The organism is Thalassotalea piscium (assembly GCF_030295935.1).
In the GTDB taxonomy this organism is placed as follows: Bacteria; Pseudomonadota; Gammaproteobacteria; order Enterobacterales; family Alteromonadaceae; genus Thalassotalea_B; species Thalassotalea_B piscium.
Genome location: NZ_AP027362.1, coordinates 1,613,074 through 1,638,867 on the forward strand (window position 1 = coordinate 1,613,074; position 25,794 = coordinate 1,638,867).

At 40.2% G+C, this 25,794-nt stretch carries 17 protein-coding genes, 2 tRNA genes and 2 rRNA genes; 12 read left to right on the forward strand and 9 right to left on the reverse strand.

All coding sequences use genetic code 11. The features are described from left to right. Window position 1 precedes the first annotated feature (1 nt). The 7 genes from QUD79_RS06995 to QUD79_RS07025 form a co-directional block, all read right to left on the reverse strand. A complete protein-coding gene (locus QUD79_RS06995; RefSeq protein WP_184424779.1) occupies window positions 2-703 on the reverse strand; it encodes a CoA transferase subunit A in 702 nt (233 codons plus the stop codon). Window positions 704-757: 54 nt separating this feature from the next. Beyond that, a complete protein-coding gene (locus QUD79_RS07000) occupies window positions 758-1,666 on the reverse strand; it encodes a hydroxymethylglutaryl-CoA lyase (protein WP_184424780.1) in 909 nt (302 codons plus the stop codon). Window positions 1,667-1,677: 11 nt separating this feature from the next. Beyond that, on the reverse strand, window positions 1,678-3,699 hold the full coding sequence (locus QUD79_RS07005; protein WP_184424781.1) for an acetyl/propionyl/methylcrotonyl-CoA carboxylase subunit alpha: 2,022 nt from the start codon (window positions 3,697-3,699) through the stop codon (window positions 1,678-1,680). Between the two features lie 4 nt (window positions 3,700-3,703). Further along, entirely contained in the window at window positions 3,704-4,564 is an 861-nt protein-coding gene (locus QUD79_RS07010) for an enoyl-CoA hydratase/isomerase family protein (protein WP_246454987.1), read from the reverse strand. 9 nt (window positions 4,565-4,573) lie between these two features. Continuing rightward, window positions 4,574-6,181, reverse strand: coding sequence for a carboxyl transferase domain-containing protein (locus tag QUD79_RS07015; protein WP_184424782.1), 1,608 nt, complete (start codon window positions 6,179-6,181; stop codon window positions 4,574-4,576). Window positions 6,182-6,290: 109 nt separating this feature from the next. Next, entirely contained in the window at window positions 6,291-7,460 is a 1,170-nt protein-coding gene (locus QUD79_RS07020) for an isovaleryl-CoA dehydrogenase (RefSeq protein ID WP_184424783.1), read from the reverse strand. Between the two features lie 58 nt (window positions 7,461-7,518). Then, the gene (locus QUD79_RS07025) at window positions 7,519-7,911 is read right to left on the reverse strand and encodes a MerR family transcriptional regulator (RefSeq protein WP_184424784.1); all 393 of its coding nucleotides are present in this window, start codon (window positions 7,909-7,911) and stop codon (window positions 7,519-7,521) included. A gap of 254 nt (window positions 7,912-8,165) precedes the next feature. On the opposite strand from QUD79_RS07025, the gene QUD79_RS07030 reads away from it, so the two are divergent. From QUD79_RS07030 to QUD79_RS07040, 3 genes are all read left to right on the forward strand, one after another. Continuing rightward, on the forward strand, window positions 8,166-9,350 hold the full coding sequence (locus QUD79_RS07030; protein ID WP_184424785.1) for an acetyl-CoA C-acyltransferase: 1,185 nt from the start codon (window positions 8,166-8,168) through the stop codon (window positions 9,348-9,350). A 90-nt stretch (window positions 9,351-9,440) separates the two neighbouring features. Further along, window positions 9,441-10,052, forward strand: coding sequence for a HutD/Ves family protein (locus QUD79_RS07035; RefSeq protein WP_184424786.1), 612 nt, complete (start codon window positions 9,441-9,443; stop codon window positions 10,050-10,052). Window positions 10,053-10,111: 59 nt separating this feature from the next. Continuing rightward, the gene (locus tag QUD79_RS07040) at window positions 10,112-10,564 is read left to right on the forward strand and encodes a hypothetical protein (protein WP_184424787.1); all 453 of its coding nucleotides are present in this window, start codon (window positions 10,112-10,114) and stop codon (window positions 10,562-10,564) included. A 73-nt stretch (window positions 10,565-10,637) separates the two neighbouring features. Here QUD79_RS07040 and QUD79_RS07045 read toward each other — a convergent pair whose 3' ends face one another. After that, the gene (locus QUD79_RS07045) at window positions 10,638-11,147 is read right to left on the reverse strand and encodes a flavodoxin family protein (protein ID WP_184424788.1); all 510 of its coding nucleotides are present in this window, start codon (window positions 11,145-11,147) and stop codon (window positions 10,638-10,640) included. 347 nt (window positions 11,148-11,494) lie between these two features. After that, window positions 11,495-12,397: an AraC family transcriptional regulator gene (locus QUD79_RS07050; RefSeq protein ID WP_184424789.1), complete on the reverse strand. Its 903-nt coding sequence runs from the start codon at window positions 12,395-12,397 to the stop codon at window positions 11,495-11,497. Between the two features lie 194 nt (window positions 12,398-12,591). Between QUD79_RS07050 and QUD79_RS07055 the strand changes: the two genes are divergently transcribed. The 9 genes from QUD79_RS07055 to QUD79_RS07095 all read left to right on the forward strand — a co-directional run bounded on the left by QUD79_RS07055 (window position 12,592) and on the right by QUD79_RS07095 (window position 25,602). Beyond that, a complete protein-coding gene (locus QUD79_RS07055) occupies window positions 12,592-15,972 on the forward strand; it encodes a methylmalonyl-CoA mutase family protein (protein ID WP_184424790.1) in 3,381 nt (1,126 codons plus the stop codon). A gap of 124 nt (window positions 15,973-16,096) precedes the next feature. Next, window positions 16,097-17,107 carry an oxidoreductase gene (locus QUD79_RS07060; protein ID WP_184424791.1) on the forward strand — a complete coding sequence of 337 codons (1,011 nt, stop codon included), beginning with the start codon at window positions 16,097-16,099 and terminating at the stop codon, window positions 17,105-17,107. A gap of 41 nt (window positions 17,108-17,148) precedes the next feature. Then, complete coding sequence (locus tag QUD79_RS07065; protein WP_184424792.1) at window positions 17,149-18,279, forward strand: enoyl-CoA hydratase/isomerase family protein; 1,131 nt, start codon at window positions 17,149-17,151, stop codon at window positions 18,277-18,279. A 32-nt stretch (window positions 18,280-18,311) separates the two neighbouring features. Then, the gene (locus tag QUD79_RS07070) at window positions 18,312-19,073 is read left to right on the forward strand and encodes an SDR family oxidoreductase (RefSeq protein WP_184424793.1); all 762 of its coding nucleotides are present in this window, start codon (window positions 18,312-18,314) and stop codon (window positions 19,071-19,073) included. Window positions 19,074-19,160: 87 nt separating this feature from the next. Continuing rightward, window positions 19,161-19,700: a D-glycero-beta-D-manno-heptose 1,7-bisphosphate 7-phosphatase gene (gmhB, locus tag QUD79_RS07075; RefSeq protein WP_184424794.1), complete on the forward strand. Its 540-nt coding sequence runs from the start codon at window positions 19,161-19,163 to the stop codon at window positions 19,698-19,700. A gap of 571 nt (window positions 19,701-20,271) precedes the next feature. Beyond that, window positions 20,272-21,814: ribosomal RNA gene (locus tag QUD79_RS07080) — 16S ribosomal RNA — on the forward strand. 115 nt (window positions 21,815-21,929) lie between these two features. Next, window positions 21,930-22,006 (forward strand) — tRNA-Ile (locus QUD79_RS07085). A gap of 128 nt (window positions 22,007-22,134) precedes the next feature. Then, a tRNA-Ala gene (locus tag QUD79_RS07090) sits at window positions 22,135-22,210 on the forward strand. Window positions 22,211-22,606: 396 nt separating this feature from the next. Next, window positions 22,607-25,602: ribosomal RNA gene (locus QUD79_RS07095) — 23S ribosomal RNA — on the forward strand. Together the 16S and 23S rRNA genes with 2 tRNA genes alongside form the textbook arrangement of a ribosomal RNA operon. Window positions 25,603-25,794 lie beyond the last annotated feature (192 nt).

Consider the following 25,794-nt stretch of genomic DNA (forward strand, 5'->3'; position numbering starts at 1 on the left):
TTTACTTTTGGCGAATTGTGCGCTGCTCAATTCGTTTCTCAAAAGTGCCTTGAATTAAACGATCAACATAGATTCCAGGAGTATGGATATGATCAGGATCTAATTCGCCAGGTTCAACTATTTCCTCAACTTCTACTACTGTAATTTTTCCAGCAGTTGCAGCAAGAGGGTTGAAGTTACGAGCTGTTTTTCTAAATACTAAATTACCGTACCTATCAGCTTTCCAAGCTTTAACAATGGCAAAATCACCTTTGATAGCTTCTTCAAGAATGTAATGGCGGCCATTAAATTCACGTTCTTCTTTACCTTCGGCTACAGGAGTACCATAGCCTGTTGCAGTAAAAAATGCGGGTATGCCTGCACCGCCAGCACGCATTTTTTCAGCAAGCGTTCCTTGAGGTGTTAAAACAACTTCTAACTCACCGCTCATCATTTGGCGTTCAAATTCGGCGTTTTCACCGACATAAGATGCCACTATTTTACTGATTTGACGATCTGGTAGAAGCACACCTAAACCAAAATCATCAACACCACAGTTATTAGAAACGACAGTAAGACCTTTCGACCCTTTACGTTTGATTTCTGCAATTAAATTTTCAGGGATACCACACAAACCAAAACCACCTGCAATTATGGTCATGTTATCTTCAAGACCTGCCATGGCTTCTTCATAGCTTGACACTACTTTGTCAAATCCGGCCATTGTTTACTCCTTAGTAATAAAAAGGGACACCCAATAGAAGTTATTTATTGGGTATTATTTTAATATTTGTGCTCGATAGGCATTAGATACTTTTGAAACGGGTTTTTTATCAAGTTTATCGCTGATAAACCAACCTGCTTCGAGAAGTTTTTCTATATTAATACCTGTCTTTATGCCTAAACCATTTAATAGGTAGAGAACATCTTCAGTTGCCACATTACCTGAAGCTCCTTTAGCATACGGACAGCCGCCTAATCCGGCAATGGCACTATCGACTACCATGATCCCAGATTGTAATGCTGTGTAAATGTTAGTTAACGCTTGTCCATAAGTATCATGAAAATGTACAGCAAGTTTCTCAATAGGTATACGCTGGCTAACAGTGTCTATCATTGTTTTAACACTTGCTGCGGTGCCAACGCCAATTGTGTCGCCTAACGATATTTCATAGCACCCCATGTTAAATAACTTTTCAGCGACATCTGCAACTTTCTCAGGCTCAATATGACCTTCGTAAGGACAGCCAACAACACATGAAACATAGCCTCTTACGTTAATGTTTGCTTTTTTGGCAGCAAGCATTATAGGTTCAAATCTTGCTAAACTTTCATCAATTGAACAATTAATGTTTTTTTGGCTAAAGCTTTCAGATGCTGCGCCAAATATTGCCACCTCAGACGCATTAACAGCCATTGCGGCTTCAAACCCTTTCATATTTGGCGTTAATGCCGCGTAGGTTACGTTGTTAATACGGTTTAATTTTTCAAATACTTCGCTTGATGTGGCCATTTGAGGCACCCATTTAGGTGAAACAAAGCTACCACTTTCAATATAATTTACCCCAGCGTTCGCTAGTTGTTCGATTAATGCTAGTTTGTCGTCAGCGCTGATCAGCGTTTTCTCATTTTGTAAACCATCACGCGGGCCAACTTCAACAATTTTCACTTGCTTTGGTAATCGCATTTTTGTCACCATTATTTCTCAGTCTCTATTTCTGCTGTAAATGATAATAGTTCACTACCACCATCTACCATGTCGCCCTCCACATAAAAGAGAGTGTCGACGGTGCCGTTAGCTGGAGCTTTAATAGTGTGCTCCATTTTCATCGCTTCCATAATCATTAAAGGCTGATCTTTGGTAACGATATCACCTGTTTTTACCAACACACTGACCATAGTGCCGTTCATTGGCGCAATTAAGCCGTTTTGATCTTCTTGTGCGCTGTTGTCACCACAATCAGGCTTAACGTGAATAAAATTAAATACTCCATGCTGATGATAGAGGCTGATATGTTGATGATCTTGGGCAATAGTGGCAGAGCTTCTGTGACCATGATTACTAAACAATAACGTATTACCGTCTATTCTACCTTGGCAGTCATAAGTTCTCTCTGCTACTGTTATCAGATAGTAGATATCGCTGCCTTGTCTTTTCTGTTCTACAACTACTGGGTATTCAATATCAAGGTGTGATAGCGTTAAATGATGAATATGTGCTTCATTCAAGCGCCAAGCATTAGTCATATTCCATGGGGAATATGGGTCTGTGGTTTTAGCCGCAGCTTGGCTAGCTTTTTGTGCTTCAGCAAGTACAAGGTAAAGTGCTGCCATTGGTAGCTCTTCAGCTAGTTTTTGCGCATCGCTATGAAAAATTTGATCGTGATGTGTTTCAATAAAACCGGTGTCAATATTTTCATTTATAAAAGCAGGGCAGGTTGCCAAATTGTATAGAAAATCAATGTTTGTAGTTACGCCACTGATTCGATATTCAGACAATGCTTTGGCTAATCGTTGTAAAGCCTTATCTCTATTTTCGTCCCAGACGATCAGTTTGGCAATCATAGGATCGTAGAAAACGCTAACTTCGTCACCTTGTCTAACACCGGTATCAACCCTAACATGACGACTTTCTGTTGGTGGTTGTAGAAACGAAAGCTTTCCTGTAGCAGGTAAAAAGTCATTGTTAGTGTCTTCAGCATAAATACGTGCTTCAAAAGCATGGCCATGAATTCTTAATTGCTCTTGGCTTTTTGGAAGCTTTTCATTTGCAGCAACACGTAACTGCCACTCAACCAAATCTTGACCTGTTATCAACTCTGTTACAGGGTGCTCTACTTGTAAGCGAGTATTCATCTCCATAAAGTAAAATGAACCGTCGCTGTCAAGTAAGAACTCTACTGTACCAGCGCCTTGATAACCAATAGCTTTGGCTGATTTAATTGCAGACTCACCCATTTGCTGGCGTAAAGCCTCGCTCATACCAAATGCTGGCGCTTCTTCAATTACTTTTTGATGACGACGTTGAACAGAGCAATCACGTTCAAATAAATACACTGCATTATCGTGATTATCACAAAACACCTGAATCTCTACATGGCGAGGTTGCGTTAAGTACTTTTCAACAAGCATCGTATCATCACCAAATGAAGACTTAGCTTCGCGCTTGGCTGCGGCAAAACCTTCACTAAAATCAGCTTCATTCCACACTTGACGCATGCCTTTGCCGCCACCGCCTGCAGTTGCTTTGAGTAATACCGGATACCCCATATCATCAGCAGCTTTTTTGATCACTGCTTCTGATTGATCATCACCATGATAACCAGGAACCAGTGGTACATTTGCAGCTTCCATAATGTTCTTTGCTGCAGACTTTGAGCCCATCGCTTCAATCGCAGAAACAGGAGGCCCTATAAAGATAATGTTTTCTTGTTCGCACTTTCGGCAAAAATCGGCATTTTCAGAGAGAAATCCATAACCAGGATGAATAGCTTGTGCACCAGTTTTTACTGCGGCAGCAATAACTTTATCTCCTAATAAATAACTTTCTCTTGAAGGAGAAGGTCCGAGATAAATGGCTTCATCAGCCATATTTACATGAAGTGAATTAGCATCCGCATCTGAATACACAGCTACCGTTAAAATACCGAGTTTACGCGCTGTTTTTATAATACGACAGGCTATTTCACCACGGTTGGCGATTAAAATTTTTGTAAACATGGTGTTATCCTTTCTGGTCGGTGACTGAGTCAGAATTTTTTTCTGAGATTAGCCAATTAGCTGGACGCTTTTCAAAAAATGCAGTTAAACCTTCTTGACCTTCCGATGAAACTCTAATGCTTGCTATTCGTTCACTTGTTAGGCTTATTAGTGCTTCATTAATGTCTTGATAAGCAATATCTAACGCAAGCTTTTTAGCTTGCTTAACAGCTTCCGGGCTGTTGTTTAAAATAGTTGTTACCATAGAGTCTACTGTATTATCTAATTCGTTTAATGGTACAACTTCGCTAACTAAGCCTAGTTGTTGTGCTTTATCAGCAAAAAAACGTTCAGCGGTAATAAAGTATCTACGGCATGCTTTTTGTCCTATGGCGTTAATAACATAAGGGCTGATTGTTGCAGGGATTAAGCCTAGTTTTACTTCACTTAAGCAAAAGCTTGCTTTGTCACTAGCAATAACTACATCGCAACACGCTGCTAAACCCACGGCACCACCAAAAGCGGCACCTTGAATTTTTGCTATGGTTGGCTGTGGTAAAAAGTTTAAGGCTTTAAGCATATGAGCAAGTGCGTTGGCATCGGTTAAATTTTCATCTAGTGAATAACTTGCCATGCGTTTCATCCATGCTAAATCAGCACCAGCACTAAAACTCTTTCCTGTAGAAGCTAGGATCATAAGTTTAATTTCATTGCGACTGGCAATTTCCATAAAAACACGCGTAAGTTGAGCGATAATTTCATCGTCAAAAGCGTTGTGTTTATCTGGGTTATTTAATGTAACTGTTGCAACTCCGTAGCGGTCTACATCAAATAAAACTTTATCAGATGTAGTGTTCATACTTTGTTCTATAGATGATGTAGTCATTTTCTTTTCCTACATTCTGAAGATACCAAACTTGGTATCTTCAATAGGTTTATTTAATGAGGCAGAGATAGCCAAGCCGAGTACCTGTCTGGTTTCAGCTGGGTCAATTACGCCATCGTCCCATAAGCGTGCTGATGCATAATAGGGATGGCCTTGGTGTTCATAAGTGTCAATAATCGGCTGTTTAAACGCTTGCTCATCTTCAACAGACCATTGCTCGCCTAATTTATCTTTTTGATCTCGTTTTACTTGCGCTAATACTCCTGCAGCTTGCTCTCCGCCCATGACAGAAATGCGTGCATTTGGCCACATGAATAAAAAGCGAGGATCGTATGAGCGACCGCACATTCCGTAGTTACCTGCACCAAAACTACCCCCAATTAGTACGGTGAACTTAGGTACTTTTGCAGTAGCAACTGCTGTTACCATTTTAGCGCCATGTTTAGCAATGCCACCAGCTTCATACTGCTGTCCAACCATAAATCCAGTAATATTTTGCAAGAACACTAATGGAATTTTGCGTTGAGCACAAAGCTCAATAAAGTGAGCCCCTTTTTGTGCTGACTCACCAAAAAGTATGCCGTTATTAGCAATAATACCAACGGGGTAACCAAAAATATGTGCGAAACCACATACTAAGGTCGTACCATAAAGTGCCTTAAATTCATCAAAAGTACTACCATCAACTACACGAGCAATAACTTCACGAACATCATAGGGTTGACGAGCATCTTTTGGTACAACGCCATAAATTTCTTTGCTATCGTATAATGGTTCTTCAACGCTTTGAATATTCATAGTAACTGGTTTAACGCGATTGATATTGTTAATTGCAGTGCGCGCAATTTCCAGAGCATGATGATCGTTTTGGGCGTAGTGATCAGCAACACCAGAAGTACGACAGTGCACATCAGCACCACCTAGTTCTTCTGCACTGACCACTTCACCTGTAGCTGCTTTTACAAGAGGAGGGCCCGCAAGAAAAATAGTTCCTTGCTCTTTTACTATAATAGATTCGTCAGCCATTGCAGGTACATATGCCCCACCTGCTGTACAAGAGCCCATCACTACCGCTATTTGTGGTATAGCTTGGGCTGACATATTGGCCTGGTTAAAAAATATACGACCAAAGTGCTCTTTATCAGGAAATACATCATCTTGGTTGGGTAGGTTTGCGCCACCTGAATCAACTAAATAAATACAAGGTAAATTGTTTTCTTGTGCGATAGCTTGAGCGCGTAAATGTTTTTTTACGGTTAAAGGGTAATAAGTACCGCCCTTAACCGTTGCGTCATTGGCTACAATAATGCACTCTTGACCTGACACTCTACCAATACCGGTAATAATACCAGCCGCAGGAATATCATTTTTATATACGTCATAAGCAGCAAGTTGTGAGAGTTCTAAGAAAGGCGAACCTGCATCTAATAATGCATACACACGATCGCGAGGGAGTAACTTACCACGCGATAGATGGCGCTCTCGACTACGCTCACCACCGCCTAATTTAATTTTTTCTAGTTTACTTTTTAAATCGTTTACTTGCGATTGCATATGCTCAGCATTTTCAATAAATTCTGGGCTACGTGTATTTATTTTAGAAGTGATTTTAGCCACGGTATATTACCTTATTAGCTTGTTATTTATTATCAAATGAGAAGTAAAGTTATTGTGTAGAGTACATAAACGAAAGGTTTGGGTACTCTACTGTAATGATATTACTTTATTATTTTGAGTCGTTAAATAATTCACGACCAATTAGCATTCTGCGTATTTCAGAGGTACCAGCGCCTATTTCATAAAGCTTAGCATCGCGTAATAGTCGACCCGCTGGAAATTCATTTATGTAACCGTTTCCGCCAAGTAACTGTATAGCATCTAATGCCATTTTGGTGGCAAGCTCGGCAGAATATAAAATTACAGCAGCGGCGTCCTTTCTCGTTGTTTCACCACGATCACAAGCTTGAGCAACCATGTAGATATAAGATTTTGCTGCATTCATTTGGGTATACATATCTGCAACTTTACCTTGTACTAATTGGAATTCGCCAATCGATTGTCCAAACTGTTGACGGTCGTGAATATAAGGTACAACGAGATCCATACAAGCGTCCATAATACCTAATGGGCCGCCAGAGAGAACAACACGTTCGTAATCAAGGCCAGACATTAATACACGAACACCTTTGCCTTCTTCACCTAAAATATTTTCTGCAGGAACTTCACAGTTTTCAAAGACAAGTTCACAAGTGTTAGAACCTCGCATGCCGAGTTTATCGAGTTTTTGATGACGGCTAAAACCAGGGTAGTCACGTTCTACAATAAAAGCGGTAATCCCTTTAGAACCTGCACTTGTGTCTGTTTTTGCGTAAATAATAAATACATGGGCGTCTGGACCATTAGTGATCCACATTTTATTGCCGTTTAATATGTATTTATCACCTTTTTTGTCTGCACGTAACTTCATACTGACAACGTCAGAGCCTGCATTAGGCTCTGACATTGCTAAAGCGCCAATATGTTCGCCAGTACATAACTTAGGAAGATACTTTAGTTTTTGTTCATGGCTACCATTTTTACTTAATTGATTAAGACATAAGTTAGACATTGCGCCATAACTTAAACCAACTGAAGCCGAAGCTCTTGAGATTTCTTGCATAGCAACAACGTGCTCAAGGTACCCTAGGTTTGAACCACCGTATTGTTCCTCAACAGTCATACCTAATAGACCCATGTCACCAAATTTTTGCCATAAGTCCATTGGAAATTCGTTTTCTTTATCGATAGCTTCAGCGCGTGGGGCTATTTCGTCTCGGGCGAAAGCGTTAACTTGATCGCGGATCATGTCGACCGTTTCACCTAAATTAAAGTTGAGTGATGAGTAACGTGAAATCATGGTAAATCCTAATAATAATAAGTTGTTGGGGGCGTAATTGGCATGTTATTAGTACAAGTTATTTGTCAATTCTAGCCAGTGTTTCTTTACAATTTGCTTCTAGACCATCGAGCTCTACTAAAACGGCTTGTATATCATCAAGTTGCTGGGTTAAATCAGCTCGTTTTTGAGTAATTAAGTCCATAATAGTCACTAATTGAGTGACACTACTTTTGTCAGCGTCGTATAATTCAAAGAGTCGGCCAGTTTCAGCAAGCGAAAATCCTAAACGTTTGCCGCGTAGAATTAACTTTAGCCTAACTCTATCTCTTTGGTTATAAATTCTTGTTTGACCTTTGCGAGTAGGATGAATTAGCCCCTGATCTTCGTAAAAACGAATACTGCGGGTGGTAATATCAAACTCTTTAGCAAGATCACCTATTGAATAGGTAATTCGAGACGAGGTACTCATATTTTAGCTCTGTTTTTCTTTGATGCTCAAACCTTACATGAAGTTTACGTAAACGTAAAGTTTGAAGTATTTCACTTTAAATAAAAAAGTGATATTTGTGGAAATTTTACCGTACAGTTATTCTTCTTTGTTCAATTCACTTTCCATCTGGTAATAAAGTAGTATCTAATCGGTTTACTTTACGTTGGCGTAAACCTAATTTTTCAGCTAATCTATTGCCAATTTTTATCGTTATAAATGTGGAGTACCACTATATGTCTACTGTTGATCCTATTGTTATTGTTTCTGCTACCCGAACGCCAATGGGTGGTTTTTCTGGTTGTTTTTCTGCTGTGACCGCGCCTTCTCTTGGTGCTACCGCAATACGTGGTGCCTTAGATGCTGCAAAAATTGCCAATGATCAGGTTGATGAAGTTATTATGGGCTGCGTGTTACCTGCTGGTTTAAAGCAAGCACCGGCACGCCAAGCAGCATTAGAAGCTGATATGGCATTATCAACTACTTGTACCACAATCAATAAAGTGTGTGGTTCTGGTATGAAAGCAGCGATGCAGGCACATGACGCTTTATTAGCGGGCTCTATTAATATCGCAATTGCAGGCGGTATGGAAAGTATGACGAATGCACCACACTTATTACCTTCAGGTCGTTCAGGTATTAAAATGGGACATGGCAAAGTACTAGATCACATGATGACTGACGGTTTAGAAAATGCCTATGACGGCATAGCAATGGGCTGCTTTGCACAAGAAACAGCAGATGATGCCGGCTTTACTCGTGAGCAAATGGACGAGTATGCAATTCGCTCTTTATCTCGTGCTAATGCCGCAATTGAAGGTGGAGCATTTAAAAATGAAATTGCCTCAGTAACGGTTAAATCACGCAGAGGTGATGTCGTTGTTGATACTGATGAACAACCGGGTAACGCTCGCCCAGATAAAATTCCTTCGTTACGTGCCGCGTTTAAAAAAGACGGTACTATTACCGCTGCTAACTCTAGCTCGATTTCGGACGGTGCAGCAGCATTAGTAATGATGAAGCAATCAGAAGCAGAAAAACGTGGTTTAACACCTTTATGTAAAATTGTTGCGCATGCAATGCATGCACAAAAACCTGCCGAATTTACAGTTGCACCTGTTGGCGCTATGAAAAAAGTACTTGAAAAAGCGAATTGGACAACAGCTGACGTTGATTTATGGGAAATCAACGAAGCATTTGCTATGGTCACTATGTTGGCAATTAAAGAATTAGCGTTAGATGTTGAAAAAGTTAATGTTAACGGTGGTGCCTGTGCATTAGGACACCCGCTAGGCGCTAGTGGTGCTCGTATCATGGTAACTTTAATTCATGCGCTAAAAAATAAAGGATTGAAGAAAGGTTTAGCCTCACTTTGTATTGGTGGCGGTGAAGCAACGGCGATAGCTGTTGAAATGCTATAGCGTTATTTACCTTCTTATTTAGGTAACTTCATTTTTAAGCCGCTGAGCAGTAGTGCTCTGCGGCTTTTCTTTTACTCAGTGAATTTGACCATGTATTTAATTAAACAATCTAAAGACTTTATCACAACACCATGGAAAAATGGTTTAGGTGAAACAACTGAATTAGCGATAAATAACGGTGGTACTTTAAAGCGGTTTGATTGGCGCTTAAGTATGGCAAAAGTTACGAAAAATGGTGTTTTCTCAAACTTTGAGGGCTATCAGCGTCAATTAATATTAATTAATGGTAATGGTATTGAATTAACCCATAAAAATGTACTTTCATCAGTAGAATCAATCGACAGACTAGTCAATAAACTTGATATCGCTGAATTTGATGGTGCTAATGAAACTTATGGAAAGTTAGTTAATGGTGAGATCACAGATTTTAATATAATTACAAACACAAAGGTTATTGATAGTAAGGTTCAACTGATCACGCAACAAGCTGCTTTCACTATAATCGCTAATTGCTTGTTATTTATTTATAGCATAGAAGGCGAGGCAAGAGTCACTATGGCTTCAGTTAAAGGATCGGGTAAATCTGTTAGTACCGAAATTTTAACATTAGCTCAAGGGGAGTTGTTTCAATGCACTACCGACGGCTATGAGTCATTAGAGGTTGTTGGTCATCATTTAATTGTCATTCAAATGACAGGTTGAATGAATTAGTTGAAAATGAAAACCAATCAGATAAAGTGATTATATAATTTGAACTTAACATGCTAACAATGTTGATATCTGATCAGTTACCTATTTCAATAATTCCCAGTGATGAATTGCTAAAACAATTTAATTCGTTAGCTAGTGCTTGTAATAAATTAGAAGCACAATTTAATTTTCAAACGATGACAGCAGGCTGGTATGGCGACGAAGAACGTATTTTTACGATTTGTTTTCTGCTTGAAACACCAAATGATTTTTCAAACTATACCGAACAAAATAACAAACTAAGTTCTGAGCAAAAAAGTAATATAAACATAAAGTGCTATGCTGATGATGTTATCTGCTACCAAGAAAATGGTAGTTTACAACTCGATTGTATAGTTGCTTTAACTAAGAACGAACAGCAATTGTTTACAGCCAAAAAAAGCTTGTTGTTATCCTATTTAACCACCAAGCTACACAAGGTACTTAATTTAATTGCTAAAGAAAAAGCTTTAACTGAAATATAGTTTTTATGTTAATTATTATAATCTTTTTTGCTTTTAATTTACTGAGTTTTTAACGATAAAACCTGTTTAATCATTATTGATAAGTGGATTGCATACCTAAATAACTTATCAAGGGTGGTAAATGTTTTTGTACAATAAATTGCTCATTGCATGAACAATAAAACATTTGTTGATAATGCATACCAAGGTAATTAGCTGTTAGAATAAAAGGTTGTTCGAAACATTTGGGTGCTTTTATTTCTAATCCTGTCGCCAATATAGCGCACGTTTTACCTCGTAGCCTTCGACCCAACTCTTTATTAATGGTTAATAAATCTGATAAACGATCAAAAAATATTTTCATTTGTGCACTCATCGAATACCAATAAATAGGCGAGGCAAAGATTATATGATCGTAATTTAGGGCGTTTTTAATTAAATTCGCAAAATCATCATCTATATTCTTATGTTCATAGTCATACGGTGAAATTGAATAGTCGCTTAAATTAATAATATCTGCAGGTGAGTACTCTTGATAGAGCTTAACTAGTTTATGAGTATTTCCATTCGATCTTGAAGTTCCTAATATAATGACTTGTTTCATAAAGTACCTTGTGTAATTAACGTTCGCTGTTTAATTATTTTGAAGCTACCACATTAAATACCCGAGCCACCTCAAGAAGCAGAATCCAGCGTTTCACAGGCACTTAATATCGAGTTTGCAAAAATGGCAGTCCCTTTTAAGACGTAACAACGATGAGAGTAAGTGCCTGAGAAGCGCCTAAAAGTTTGGTTTAAAAGCAATTTATACTGCGTTATTCATTTTAACAATAGAACCACTATTACTTGTAATCAATACCTTGTCTAAATCGCTTTTAATTCCAACTGAAACTCGCGTCTTGAGGTGGTTTGGGTATAATCAAATGATTTTCTATCGTATTAGCTAAACGATTATTTATGCCTTGAATCTCTATATTGCTTAGGTGACATACCGATGATCTTTTTAAATAAGCGCGAAAAATAATAGGGATCACTATAACCAAGTGATTCAGCAATTACTTTAATCGTTTTATCGCTGTTATCGAGCTCACTGCAGGCTTGTTGCATTTTCATATTAATAAAATGTTGTATGGGGGCTGTGTCAGTTAGCTCTTTGAATTTCTTGGCAAAATGAAATTTAGATAATCGACTATAATGCGCTAATGTATCAAGGCTTAATTCTTGATGTAAATTATTACGCATTAACGTTTCAATATCGTCAATGTCAAAGGTAGCATTGCTTTTAAAAGCAGTAAGGCGCAACTGTAAAGCAAGAAAACTAAGTGCTTGCTGTAAAACGTGCACGGCATGTATAACATTTGTAGCGGTATAACCTCTGCTGCCAAGGGCGAGCAAATCATCAAAGTCGTTGATGATATTTGTGAGTAACCCGACGTTAGCTAAACCATCATCCATTTTCATTAATAATCTTTCGGCAAAGTCCTGAGCAAGGTTCCCTGTAAAATTTATCCAAAAGAAGGCATTGTTCTTGTCTGGTTTTGTAGAAAATAGAAGTTGTTCATCAGGCGAGCAGATCACAAGATCACCTCGGTTTACTTCTCGTTTTCTATTTTTATGGTCTACTATTGCACTACCAGATTGACAATATATTAAACAATGATGTCTCGCACTGAGATGATTTATTTTTACATTTTCTTGATGCGTGGTTTTCCCTAATGAGACTGGATAAGTTCCTTGTGTCAGAGGGTGGTTTTTAAGTTTGTTCAATAAGAACAAAGGAATAACAAGTCGGATGTCTTTGATGAAAACGGGTGAGTTTCTTGACTTATTATGATTAGAAATATTTAAAGACATCTAAAAACTATTTTTAAGTGTATCGATGCCAATATAGTCCATCAATTTAACAATAAAATCAATTTTAATGCGTTGAGATGCGTGCTTTAATTAATTAACGAAAATTGATAACAGCAAGACCTTACTAAAACTGCCTGTGTGCAGTAAATCGATAGTAAGCTTAAATTACAGACTTTATTAAAAGAGTATTTTAAATGACTACACAAAGATATCAGCTAAAAAACAAAATCCGCATTGTCACAGCGGCTTCCTTATTTGATGGTCATGACGCAGCAATAAATATTATGCGCCGTATTTTGCAATCGAGTGGTGCTGAAGTTATTCATTTAGGGCACGATAGAAGTGTTGAAGAGGTTGTTAACACCGCGATTCAGGAAGATGCTAATGCGATTGCGATGACTTCTTATCAAGGTGGGCATAACGAATATTTTAAATATATGTACGATCTTTTAAAAGAGCGTGGTTGTGAGCATATTCGTATTGTGGGCGGCGGTGGTGGTGTTATTTTGCCAGAAGAAATAAAAATGCTACAAGATTATGGCATTACCCGCATATATTCACCTGATGATGGCCGTGAGTTGGGCTTGTTAGGTATGATTGATGATATGCTTGAACGCTGTGACTTTAAAACAGGTACTAATGTTAAAAAAGATGATGTTGCTAATTTAAAGAAAAACGACAAACAGGCAATTGCTCGATTAATTTCAGCTGCTGAGAATGCGCCTGAAGAAAACAAAGCCGCACTAGATAAAATTCGCAAAATATCCTCAGTAAGTAAAACCCCCGTTTTAGGTATTACAGGTACCGGTGGCGCAGGTAAGTCATCATTAGTTGATGAATTAATTCGACGTTTCTTAATGGCAACACAAGATAGTAAAATAGCCATTGTTTCAGTTGACCCTTCTAAACGTAAAACAGGTGGTGCTTTGCTAGGTGACCGCATTCGTATGAATGCAGTTAATAATGACCGTGTTTATATGCGCTCTTTAGCTACGCGTCAATCAAACCTAGCGCTATCGCTTTACGTTCATGACACCTTAGATATTTTAAAGGCGACTGATTTTGATTTAATTATCTTAGAAACGTCAGGTATTGGTCAATCAGATACAGAAATTGAAGAGCATTCAGATGTTTCTTTATATGTAATGACCCCAGAATATGGCGCCGCTACTCAGCTTGAAAAAATAGATATGTTAGATTTTGCTGATATTATCGCGCTAAATAAATTTGATAAACGTGGTGCTTTAGATGCTCTGCGGGATGTAAAAAAACAATATAAACGTAATCGTGGCATGTTTGAAGCAGGTGATGATGAAGTGCCTGTTTTTGGTACAATTGCATCACAATTTAACGATCGCGGTATGACCGAGCTTTATAATGCGGTAATAACAGAACTAAATAATAAAGCTGGATTAGTTGTTGGCGATATTTTATCTACAGACGGGACATTAGCGAACAAAAGTAGTGTTATCCCTGGTAACCGCATTCGTTATTTATCCGAAATTTCTGAAAATAACCGTAGTTACGATGCTTGGGTTGAAAAACAGGCGAGAACAGCACAAAAACTTTATGGTATTTACAAAGCCATTGAAACAGCCAAAGAAACAGGTACCTCGGTATCAGATGACTTAGTAACTCAACTTGAAGCGCTCTATACGAAAGTAGAATTAGATTTAGATCCTAAAAATAAACTTTTACTTGAAGAGTGGGAAGCTAAAGTACAACGCTATAAAGATCCTGAGTTTAAGTTTAAAGTGCGTGACAAAGAACTATCAATCGAGACACACTCCAAATCTTTATCTGACAGTAATATACCTAAAATTAGTATGCCAAAGTATCAAGGTTGGGGTGATATTTTAAAATGGAATTTACAAGAAAATGTGCCTGGTGAATTCCCTTATACTGCGGGGTTATTTCCATTTAAACGTGAAGGTGAAGACCCAACGCGCATGTTTGCTGGTGAAGGTGGCCCAGAGCGAACTAACCGGCGTTTCCACTATGTATCAAAGGGTATGCCAGCCAAACGTTTATCAACGGCATTTGATTCAGTAACCTTATACGGCAACGATCCGGCTATTCGTCCTGATATTTACGGAAAAATTGGTAATGCTGGTGTCTCTATTTGCTGTTTGGATGATGCTAAAAAACTCTACTCTGGTTTTGACTTAGCCCATCATATGACATCTGTTTCTATGACGATAAATGGTCCGGCTCCCATGCTGTTAGGCTTTTTCTTAAACGCAGCAATTGATCAACAATGTGAGCGCTACATTATTGAAAATGGATTAGAAAAGGAAGTAGCGGCCACTATTACTAAAATTTATAAAGATAAAGGTTGTTCGCGCCCAACTTATCAAGGCGAACTGCCCGAAGGTAATGATGGCTTAGGCTTAATGTTATTAGGAGTGACTGGTGATCAAGTATTACCTCCAAAAGTGTATGAAGACATAAAGGCAAGAACGTTAACTTTAGTTAGAGGAACGGTTCAAGCTGATATTCTTAAGGAAGATCAAGCGCAAAATACTTGTATTTTTTCAACTGAATTTGCACTACGTTTAATGGGCGATGTACAAGAGTATTTCATTGAGAAGGGGGTTCGTAACTTCTATTCAGTATCGATCTCTGGTTATCATATTGCAGAGGCAGGCGCTAATCCTATTACTCAATTAGCGTTAACTTTAGCTAATGGTTTTACTTTTGTTGAATATTACCTAAGTCGTGGAATGGACATTAACGAATTTGGTCCTAATTTATCGTTCTTTTTTTCAAATGGGATTGACCCAGAATACGCCGTTATTGGTAGGGTTGCTCGTCGTATTTGGTCAAAAGCGATGAGAAACAAATATAATGCAAATCCTCGTGCACAAATGCTTAAGTATCATATTCAAACCTCGGGTCGTTCATTACATGCGCAAGAAATTGACTTTAATGATATTCGTACAACGTTACAGGCACTTTATGCCATCAATGATAATTGTAACTCATTACATACTAATGCTTATGATGAAGCGATAACAACACCAACTGAGGATAGTGTACGCCGAGCAATGGCTATACAATTAATTATTAACCGAGAATTAGGACTATCTAAAAATGAAAACCCTATTCAAGGTGCTTTTATTATTGAAGAGTTAACTGATTTAGTTGAAGAGGCAGTGCTTACGGAGTTTGATCGAATTAACGAGCGTGGTGGTGTGTTAGGTGCAATGGAAACAATGTACCAACGTGGCAAAATTCAAGAAGAAAGCTTACATTACGAACATTTAAAACATTCTGGTGAATACCCAATTATTGGTGTTAACACCTTTTTAAGTTCAAAAGGCTCTCCAACGGTAATACCTGATGAGGTTATTCGAGCAACAGAAGAAGAAAAAAATTACCAAATTGACATGTTAGCCAGTTTAAATAAAGCTAATGAAAATGAGGCGCAAGAACTACTTAAACGCTTACAAGAAGCAGCTATTAAACATGAGAATATATTTGAATTGATGATGGACGCTTGTAAAGTCTGTTCATTGGGGCAGATTGTAAACTCATTGTTTGAGGCGGGCGGTCAGTATCGACGCAATATGTAGTTGATAACGTCGTATATTACGCTGTACGTACTCAATTTACAGCGTAATAACACTATAGTCTAATAGAGCTAGACTAACTGATTACTTACACTTTATATCCCTTAATTACTATAGAGTTATTAATATGATCGTTCCAGAACGTTTTAATGCATTTAGAATCCATCAAGGTGAAGATAAAAAAATTAATAGTGGTTTTGAGCAAATAACGCTTAATGACTTAACTGACGGTGAAGTGGTGGTCAAAGTAGCCTATTCTGACATTAATTATAAAGATGCACTAGCGGCCACGGGAAAAGGGCGCATATTACGTACTTATCCACTGGTTGGCGGAATTGATTTATCGGGTGTTGTTGTTAGCTCAGTTGACAATAGGTTTAAAGCTGGCGATAAAGTTTTAGTATGCGGAGCACAATTATCTGAACTTTATGATGGGGGATATTCAGAATTCGCCCGCGTAAAAGCAGATTCTGTAGTTAACCTACCTGATGGCATAACCTTACGAGACGCAATGGCAATTGGTACTGCTGGCTATACTGCAGCACTTGCGATTCAACGCATGGAAGATAATGGCCAAATTCCAGAGCGTGGACCTATTGTTGTTACGGGCGCAACAGGTGGCGTTGGCAGTTTTGCCATTAATATGTTGTCTAATATCGGTTATGAAGTTGTCGCCTTTACTGGGAAAACTGAACAAGAAGAATATTTAACAGCCCTTGGAGCCAGTCGCCTTATCAGCCGACACGAGATTGAAATGGGGACAAAACCACTTGAAAGCATGCAATGGGGCGGTGCTATTGATAATGTTGGCGGTGAAACCTTATCCTGGCTAACGCGTACAACTAATGTTTGGGGTAATATTGCATCAATAGGACTCGCTGGTGGAATTACACTTGATACTACAGTAATGCCATTTATTTTACGTGGTGTCAGTTTGTTAGGTATTAATTCAGTTGAAATGCCACTGTCAGTTAGAGAACAGGGCTGGAAGCGTTTAGCATCAGATTTAAAACCTACAAAGCTTGATTTAATTGCAGCAACTACCATTGCTTTTAGCGAGCTACCAGATGCATTTTTAGCTTACGTCGAAGGTACAGTAACGGGCAGAACTGTTGTTGAAATTGACGCTAACTTATAGTTTTTAAGAGATAGACCAACAGATAAAATAGGTAAGGTACAATGCATCAAGACTTAGTGCTATTCTCAGAAGTACAAACAACAAATGGTAAAAAAATTGGCACAGCCCTGCTAAATTCAGAAAAATCGTTAAATGCACTCAACTTAACTATGATTGATTTACTGCTAAATCAAATCAAGCATTGGCAAAATGATGATGCTATTGCGGTAATTGTGCTATTAGGTGCTGGAGATAAAGCATTTTGCGCAGGTGGTGATGTCGTTAGTATTTATCATGATATTGTTGCAATGCGTCAAGGTGTTGTAGACGAAAGGCTCACTGATAATACAGTTAAGGATTCTTTAGGCGTTGAGTTTTTTACAAAAGAATACCAATTAGATCTACTCATTCATGAGTCACAAAAGCCAATATTCGTATGGGCTGATGGTTATGTTATGGGAGGTGGTATTGGTTTAATGGCAGGAGCAAGTCATAAAGTTGTTACTGAACGAACGTTAATGGCAATGCCTGAAGTTACAATAGGTTTATATCCAGATGTTGGAGCAAGTTGGTTTTTAAATCAAATGCCTAAAGGTGTTGGCTTATTTCTAGGTCTAACGGGAATGAACTTTAATGGAGCTGATGCGAAAGAACTCAAGTTAGCGGATTACCAAATTCAATCTACAAGTAAGCAATTAATACTTTATGAGTTTATTAATCTTCCTTGGGCAGATAATAATAAGGAAAATCAACAATTATTATCTGAATTACTTAATAAATATCAAACACTCTATGTTGAAAAGTCTCATTCAAATATTTTAGATCACTTAGCGGTTATAGAAAAAGTAACATCTGCTAGTGATATCATCACTATTTATCATGATGTTATCAACGAAAATATAGAGTCGGCTTGGTTTAATAAAGCACAACAGAAAATAAAACATGGCAGTCCATTGAGTATAAATTTGATTTATCATCAACTAAATAAGTGCGCAGGTTTGCCGCTGAAAGTGTGCTTTAAACATGAGTTAAACTTGTCGATGCGTTGCTGCCAACACACTGAATTTTTTGAAGGCGTTAGGGCTCTTCTTATTGACAAAGACAACCAGCCGCACTGGAAATATAATCAAATCAGTAAAGTTGATCCAAAAGAAGTTGACTGGTTTTTTACTCTAGTGAATCAACAAAATTAAAAAAGTTTTAAAATAATAGTAAAGGAAAGTAAATGAATTTAGCTGACAAGGTAATTGTAATAACTGGTGGCGGGCAAGGACTTGGTCGTTCTATGGCTCTTAATTTAGCTCAGCATGGCGCTAAATTAGCATTAATTGATTTAAATGAAGAGGCATTAAAAGAGACGGTAACCCTAGTTGAACATGCTGGCTCAAGCGCAAAGTATTATTTGGCGAATGTAACGAATGAAAGTGAAGTTGAAGCAACTTTCTCTCAAATTAATACTGATTTTAACGGTATTGATGGCTTAATTAATAATGCCGGTATTTTACGTGATGGAATGTTTGTCAAAGCTAAAGATGGTGTAGTGAGTAAAAAAATGTCTTTAGATCAATTTCAATCAGTCATTGACGTTAATTTAACGGGAGTGTTTTTATGCGGCCGCGAAGCTGCTGTTCACATGATTGAAAGTGGTAGAAAAGGCGTTATCATTAATATGTCATCAATAGCTCGTGGAGGTAACATGGGCCAAACAAACTATGCAGCCTCTAAAGCTGGTGTTGTTGCTATGACTGTTACTTGGGCAAGAGAACTTGGTCGTCATGGTATTCGTGTCGGTGCAATAGCACCTGGTGTAATTCGTACCGCGATGACAGATGCAATGAAACCTGAAATGCGCGATCGATTAGAAAAAATGAAACCTGTAGGGCGCCTTGGTGAAGCAGATGAAATTGCTCATACCGTAAAATATATATTTGAAAACGATTTCTTTACTGGCAGAGTAGTAGAAATAGATGGCGGTTTAGCAATGTAATTGTTGTTATACAAATTGATATTAAACACTGATAAAAGCGAGTTATACTCGCTTTTTTAATTTTAATGCTGAAAAGATAACATTTATATGAAGAATAAAGCACTTTTTCTCGATCGTGATGGGATCATTAATATTGATCATGGCTATGTCTATCAAAGTGAAAACTTTGAATTTGTTCAGGGTATTTTCTCCTTATGCCATCTAGCGCAGGAAAAGGGCTACCAATTAATTGTTATAACCAATCAATCAGGTATTGGTCGCGGCAAATATTCAATTGAGCAATTTGAAAAATTAACGCAATGGATGAAAAAGCAGTTTAGCTATAAAGGTATTACTATAAATGATGTTTACTATTGTCCACATCATCCAACAAATGCTAATAAAGAATTCCTTATTAAATGTGATTGCAGAAAACCTGAGCCAGGAATGATTTTACAAGCAGTGCGTGAACATAATATTGATGTTGGACAAAGTGTATTTATTGGCGATAAAGTCTCTGACATGCAAGCAGCTAAAGCTGCAGGAATAAATAATAGACTATTATTATCTAGCCAATACCATGATAACAATGAAGTGAAGGCACAGCGCGTTGATAATATTGCACAAGCATGCCTGTTTATTGTTTGATTTGTTCGTTAAATAAGCACTTAAACAAAATGCTTTAATAAATTAAAATTAACTGTTGACGTAGCGGCAAAAATCCCTAAAATGCGCTCCACTTCTTCAGGGAAACCCGAAGTAAGTGGATTTAAAATGTTTACTAAGCGCTTTAGCTTCTTAAACGGTTAACTAAGGTTTAAAAATGTTTTGATAAATTTAAAAACTTTTTAAAAAACCTGTTGACATTAAAATTCAAATGCGTAGAATGCGCATCTCGCTTAAGGCAAGGCCTACAGCGATAAAGTTAAACGAATGTGCTTTAACTTTTCTTCCACTTCTTGTAAGTCGAAGAATTTCTTTAACAATTAGTTATCATGCAATTTGTGTGGGCACTCACATTGATGTTGATTTTACCAGCTACTTAGGTAGCAAAAACAGCGCAATGAAGAAGTCACACAAATAAGTATTAATTTTCTCTCCTTTTATTAGGGAAGAATAATTAGTACGTTTTATGTAGTTATTCACTTCGGTGGATAACACGACAGAATTCATTGAGCAGCGAGCCTTTACTTAGGTAGAGGAGCGCACAAACGATTTTTAATTGAAGAGTTTGATCATGGCTCAGATTGAACGCTGGCGGCAGGCTTAACACATGCAAGTCGAGCGGTAACAGAGATAGCTTGCTATCTGCTGACGAGCGGCGGACGGGTGAGTAATGCTTGGGAATATGCCTTTAGGTGGGGGACAACAGTTGGAAACGACTGCTAATACCGCATAATGTCTACGGACCAAAGGAGGGGATGCTTCGGCACCTTTCGCCTTTAGATTAGCCCAAGTGAGATTAGCTAGATGGTAAGGTAAAGGCTTACCATGGCGACGATCTCTAGCTGGTTTGAGAGGATGATCAGCCACACTGGGACTGAGACACGGCCCAGACTCCTACGGGAGGCAGCAGTGGGGAATATTGCACAATGGGGGAAACCCTGATGCAGCCATGCCGCGTGTGTGAAGAAGGCCTTCGGGTTGTAAAGCACTTTCAGTTGTGAGGAAAGGTGTAAGGTTAATACCCTTGCACTGTGACGTTAGCAACAGAAGAAGCACCGGCTAACTCCGTGCCAGCAGCCGCGGTAATACGGAGGGTGCGAGCGTTAATCGGAATTACTGGGCGTAAAGCGTGCGTAGGCGGTTAATTAAGTCAGATGTGAAATCCCGGGGCTCAACCTCGGAACTGCATTTGAAACTGGTTAGCTAGAGTACTGTAGAGGGTGGTGGAATTTCCAGTGTAGCGGTGAAATGCGTAGAGATTGGAAGGAACATCAGTGGCGAAGGCGGCCACCTGGACAGATACTGACGCTGAGGCACGAAAGCGTGGGGAGCAAACAGGATTAGATACCCTGGTAGTCCACGCCGTAAACGATGTCAACTAGCTGTCTGTGGACTTGATCTGTGGGTAGCGTAGCTAACGCGCTAAGTTGACCGCCTGGGGAGTACGGCCGCAAGGTTAAAACTCAAATGAATTGACGGGGGCCCGCACAAGCGGTGGAGCATGTGGTTTAATTCGATGCAACGCGAAGAACCTTACCATCCCTTGACATCCACAGAAATTTCTAGAGATAGATTTGTGCCTTCGGGAACTGTGAGACAGGTGCTGCATGGCTGTCGTCAGCTCGTGTTGTGAAATGTTGGGTTAAGTCCCGCAACGAGCGCAACCCCTATCCTTATTTGCCAGCGAGTTAAGTCGGGAACTTTAAGGAGACTGCCGGTGATAAACCGGAGGAAGGTGGGGACGACGTCAAGTCATCATGGCCCTTACGGGATGGGCTACACACGTGCTACAATGGCGTATACAGAGTGCTGCAATACCGCGAGGTGGAGCGAATCACACAAAGTACGTCGTAGTCCGGATCGGAGTCTGCAACTCGACTCCGTGAAGTCGGAATCGCTAGTAATCGTAGATCAGAATGCTACGGTGAATACGTTCCCGGGCCTTGTACACACCGCCCGTCACACCATGGGAGTGGGTTGCAAAAGAAGTGGCTAGTTTAACCTTCGGGAGGACGGTCACCACTTTGTGATTCATGACTGGGGTGAAGTCGTAACAAGGTAACCCTAGGGGAACCTGGGGTTGGATCACCTCCTTATCTTGAAGTAAAACGGCTCAATGGAAATGCTTGCATTTCAGAGTGTCTACACAAATTGCAATGATAACTAAAGTAAAGAAGAAGTCCTAACATGTAAGCTTCGGGCAATTTATATAGGTCTGTAGCTCAGCTGGTTAGAGCGCACCCCTGATAAGGGTGAGGTCGGCAGTTCAAGTCTGCCCAGACCTACCAAATTACGCGAGATACTGCGTTGAATAAACACTCATGTGCGCGTTGCACACGTCGTATTTATTCGCCTTGTCTATCACGTAATTGAAGTTGCTTTAATAACATGTTACCCACTCTCTTTGAGTAAAAGAGGGGCTATAGCTCAGCTGGGAGAGCGCCTGCCTTGCACGCAGGAGGTCAGCAGTTCGATCCTGCTTAGCTCCACCACTTCTTCTAAAGGAAATAGAAACCAAACTTAAGGTATTCAGATGAATAGATTACGTTTGGTTTTTTAAACCACGGGTTAGGCGAATGCGTCCTAAAACGAACTCTTTAACAATTTGGAAAGCTGATATAAATACCGGTATTTATCAGGCAAATGGCGTGTCGCGCGCTCAAATGCATAATGATAACTACCCACAGCGAGTCAGATGATTTTATCGGTCATCGAACGAGCTGGTTAAGAGATAACTTGTTATCTGTTAACGAAAAATCTAATTCAAGTAACTCCATTATGACTACTTAGCAATAAGTACCATAACGAGTACGTGAAAATGTCAGACATACATTCAGTCTTGGTCTTGTCATCAAGACACCACAATAGGAAACTATTTGGGGTTGTATGGTTAAGTGACTAAGCGTATATGGTGGATGCCTTGGCAGTTAGAGGCGATGAAGGACGTGTTAATCTGCGAAAAGCTCAGTTAAGGTGATAAAAACCGTTACAGACTGAGATATCCGAATGGGGAAACCCACTTGCATAAGCAAGTATCTTTGCGTGAATACATAGCGTAAAGAGGCGAACCGGGAGAACTGAAACATCTAAGTACCCCGAGGAAAAGAAATCAACCGAGATTTCCTTAGTAGCGGCGAGCGAACGGGAATTAGCCCTTAAGTGGTTTGTAAATTAGTGGAATGCTCTGGAAAGGGCAGCGATACAGGGTGATAGCCCCGTACACGAAAATAAACTTATCATGAAATCGAGTAGGTCGGCACACGTGAAACGTTGACTGAACATGGGGGGACCATCCTCCAAGGCTAAATACTCCTAACTGACCGATAGTGAACCAGTACCGTGAGGGAAAGGCGAAAAGAACCCCTGTGAGGGGAGTGAAATAGAACCTGAAACCGTATACGTACAAGCAGTGGAAGCCCTTCGGGGTGACTGCGTACCTTTTGTATAATGGGTCAGCGACTTATATTTTGTAGCAAGGTTAACCGAATAGGGGAGCCGTAGCGAAAGCGAGTGTTAACTGCGCGTTTAGTTGCAAGGTATAGACCCGAAACCCGGCGATCTACCCATGGGCAGGTTGAAGGTTGAGTAACATCAACTGGAGGACCGAACACACGTATGTTGAAAAATGCGGTGATGACTTGTGGGTCGGAGTGAAAGGCTAATCAAGCCGGGAGATAGCTGGTTCTCCCCGAAATCTATTTAGGTAGAGCCTCGCACGAACACCATTGGGGGTAGAGCACTGTTAAGGCTAGGGGGTCATCCCGACTTACCAACCCTTTGCAAACTCCGAATACCAATGAGTGATATGCGGGAGACACACTGCGGGTGCTAACGTCCGTTGTGAAGAGGGAAACAACCCAGACCGCCAGCTAAGGTCCCAAAGTCATAGTTAAGTGGGAAACGATGTGGAAAGGCATAGACAGCTAGGAGGTTGGCTTAGAAGCAGCCATCCTTTAAAGAAAGCGTAATAGCTCACTAGTCGAGTCGGTCTGCGCGGAAGATGTAACGGGGCTAAACTATGCACCGAAGCTGCGGATTAGGACGTATCACTTAAGCTATTTAAGACTAACGTTTTTCTCATTGTTTTAGAGAAGAAAAACGGTCAAGCTCACCCGAACGTTGAGTTGGGAAGCGAAGTCAACAGATACCTTAAGGATACGTCCTAGTGGTAGGGGAGCGTTCTGTAAGCCGTTGAAGGTGAGTTGTAAAGCTTGCTGGAGGTATCAGAAGTGCGAATGCTGACATGAGTAACGATAAGGGGAGTGAAAAACTCCCCCGCCGAAAGACCAAGGTTTCCTGTCCCATGTTAATCAGGGCAGGGTAAGTCGGCCCCTAAGGCGAGACCGAAAGGTGTAGTCGATGGGAAACAGATTAATATTTCTGTACTTCTATATATTGCGAAGGAGGGACGGAGTAGGCTAGGTGAGCACGGCGTTGGTAGTCCGTGTGAAAGTATGTAGGCTGGAAACTTAGGTAAATCCGGGTATCCTTAAGGCTGAGATACGAGACGAGTGTCCAAGGACACGAAGTCATTGATGCCATGCTTCCAGGAAAAGCTTCTAAGCGTCAGATATATAGGAACCGTACCCCAAACCGACACAGGTGGTTAGGTAGAGAATACTAAGGCGCTTGAGAGAACTCGGGTGAAGGAACTAGGCAAAATAGTACCGTAACTTCGGGAGAAGGTACGCTCTCTAATGTGAAGCACTTGCTGCGTAAGCATCGGAGAGTCGAAGTAACCAGGTGGCTGGAACTGTTTATTAAAAACACAGCACTGTGCAAAATCGAAAGATGACGTATACGGTGTGACGCCTGCCCGGTGCCGGAAGGTTAATTGATTGGGTTAGCTTCGGCGAAGCTCATGATCGAAGCCCCGGTAAACGGCGGCCGTAACTATAACGGTCCTAAGGTAGCGAAATTCCTTGTCGGGTAAGTTCCGACCTGCACGAATGGCGTAATCATGGCCACACTGTCTCCACCCGAGACTCAGTGAAATTGAATTTGCGGTTAAGATGCCGTATACCCGCGGCTAGACGGAAAGACCCCGTGAACCTTTACTATAGCTTGACAGTGAACATTGCTCCTACATGTGTAGGATAGGTGGGAGGCTTTGAAACCGCGTCGCTAGATGCGGTGGAGCCAACCTTGAAATACCACCCTTGTATGCGTGATGTTCTAACCTAGGGCCCTTATCGGGCTTGGGGACACTGTCTGGTGGGTAGTTTGACTGGGGCGGTCTCCTCCTAAAGAGTAACGGAGGAGCACGAAGGTTGGCTAAGTATGGTCGGACATCATACGGTTAGTGCAATGGCATAAGCCAGCTTAACTGCGAGACAGACACGTCGAGCAGGTACGAAAGTAGGTCATAGTGATCCGGTGGTTCTGTATGGAAGGGCCATCGCTCAACGGATAAAAGGTACTCCGGGGATAACAGGCTGATACCGCCCAAGAGTTCATATCGACGGCGGTGTTTGGCACCTCGATGTCGGCTCATCACATCCTGGGGCTGAAGTCGGTCCCAAGGGTATGGCTGTTCGCCATTTAAAGTGGTACGCGAGCTGGGTTTAGAACGTCGTGAGACAGTTCGGTCCCTATCTGCCGTGGGCGTTTGAGAATTGAAGAGGGCTGCTCCTAGTACGAGAGGACCGGAGTGGACGAACCACTGGTGTTCGGGTTGTCATGCCAATGGCATTGCCCGGTAGCTACGTTCGGAACTGATAACCGCTGAAAGCATCTAAGCGGGAAGCAGGCTTTGAGATGAGTTCTCACTGGAGCTTTAAGCTCCCTAAAGGGTCGTTGGAGACTACAACGTTGATAGGTTGGGTGTGGAAGTGCTGCGAGGCATTGAGCTAACCAATACTAATTACCCGTGAGGCTTAACCATACAACACCCAAATAGTTTTGCGTGCTCGATAGAGACGTAAACGGGTTGTTTGTTTGACGAGTGCGATAAGCACAAATCACGTACTCAGTAGTGAGTTAGAGTGAATTAGATTGAATAACACGTATTTATAAAGCTTTCCGAATTAATTTGTAGATGGAGATACGTCGCTCCTAGCCATCCATGGCTTCGCGA

Excerpts from the sequence above, each read along its gene's own strand:
- QUD79_RS06995 (WP_184424779.1), bottom strand. The coding sequence starts at position 703 with ATGGCCGGATTTGACAAAGTAGTGTCAAGCTATGAAGAAGCCATGGCA.
- QUD79_RS07000 (WP_184424780.1), bottom strand. The coding sequence starts at position 1,666 with ATGCGATTACCAAAGCAAGTGAAAATTGTTGAAGTTGGCCCGCGTGAT.
- QUD79_RS07005 (WP_184424781.1), bottom strand. The coding sequence starts at position 3,699 with ATGTTTACAAAAATTTTAATCGCCAACCGTGGTGAAATAGCCTGTCGT.
- QUD79_RS07010 (WP_246454987.1), bottom strand. The coding sequence starts at position 4,564 with ATGACTACATCATCTATAGAACAAAGTATGAACACTACATCTGATAAA.
- QUD79_RS07020 (WP_184424783.1), bottom strand. The coding sequence starts at position 7,460 with ATGATTTCACGTTACTCATCACTCAACTTTAATTTAGGTGAAACGGTC.
- QUD79_RS07025 (WP_184424784.1), bottom strand. The coding sequence starts at position 7,911 with ATGAGTACCTCGTCTCGAATTACCTATTCAATAGGTGATCTTGCTAAA.
- QUD79_RS07030 (WP_184424785.1), top strand. The coding sequence starts at position 8,166 with ATGTCTACTGTTGATCCTATTGTTATTGTTTCTGCTACCCGAACGCCA.
- QUD79_RS07035 (WP_184424786.1), top strand. The coding sequence starts at position 9,441 with ATGTATTTAATTAAACAATCTAAAGACTTTATCACAACACCATGGAAA.
- QUD79_RS07040 (WP_184424787.1), top strand. The coding sequence starts at position 10,112 with ATGCTAACAATGTTGATATCTGATCAGTTACCTATTTCAATAATTCCC.
- QUD79_RS07045 (WP_184424788.1), bottom strand. The coding sequence starts at position 11,147 with ATGAAACAAGTCATTATATTAGGAACTTCAAGATCGAATGGAAATACT.
- QUD79_RS07050 (WP_184424789.1), bottom strand. The coding sequence starts at position 12,397 with ATGTCTTTAAATATTTCTAATCATAATAAGTCAAGAAACTCACCCGTT.
- QUD79_RS07055 (WP_184424790.1), top strand. The coding sequence starts at position 12,592 with ATGACTACACAAAGATATCAGCTAAAAAACAAAATCCGCATTGTCACA.
- QUD79_RS07060 (WP_184424791.1), top strand. The coding sequence starts at position 16,097 with ATGATCGTTCCAGAACGTTTTAATGCATTTAGAATCCATCAAGGTGAA.
- QUD79_RS07065 (WP_184424792.1), top strand. The coding sequence starts at position 17,149 with ATGCATCAAGACTTAGTGCTATTCTCAGAAGTACAAACAACAAATGGT.
- QUD79_RS07070 (WP_184424793.1), top strand. The coding sequence starts at position 18,312 with ATGAATTTAGCTGACAAGGTAATTGTAATAACTGGTGGCGGGCAAGGA.
- gmhB (WP_184424794.1), top strand. The coding sequence starts at position 19,161 with ATGAAGAATAAAGCACTTTTTCTCGATCGTGATGGGATCATTAATATT.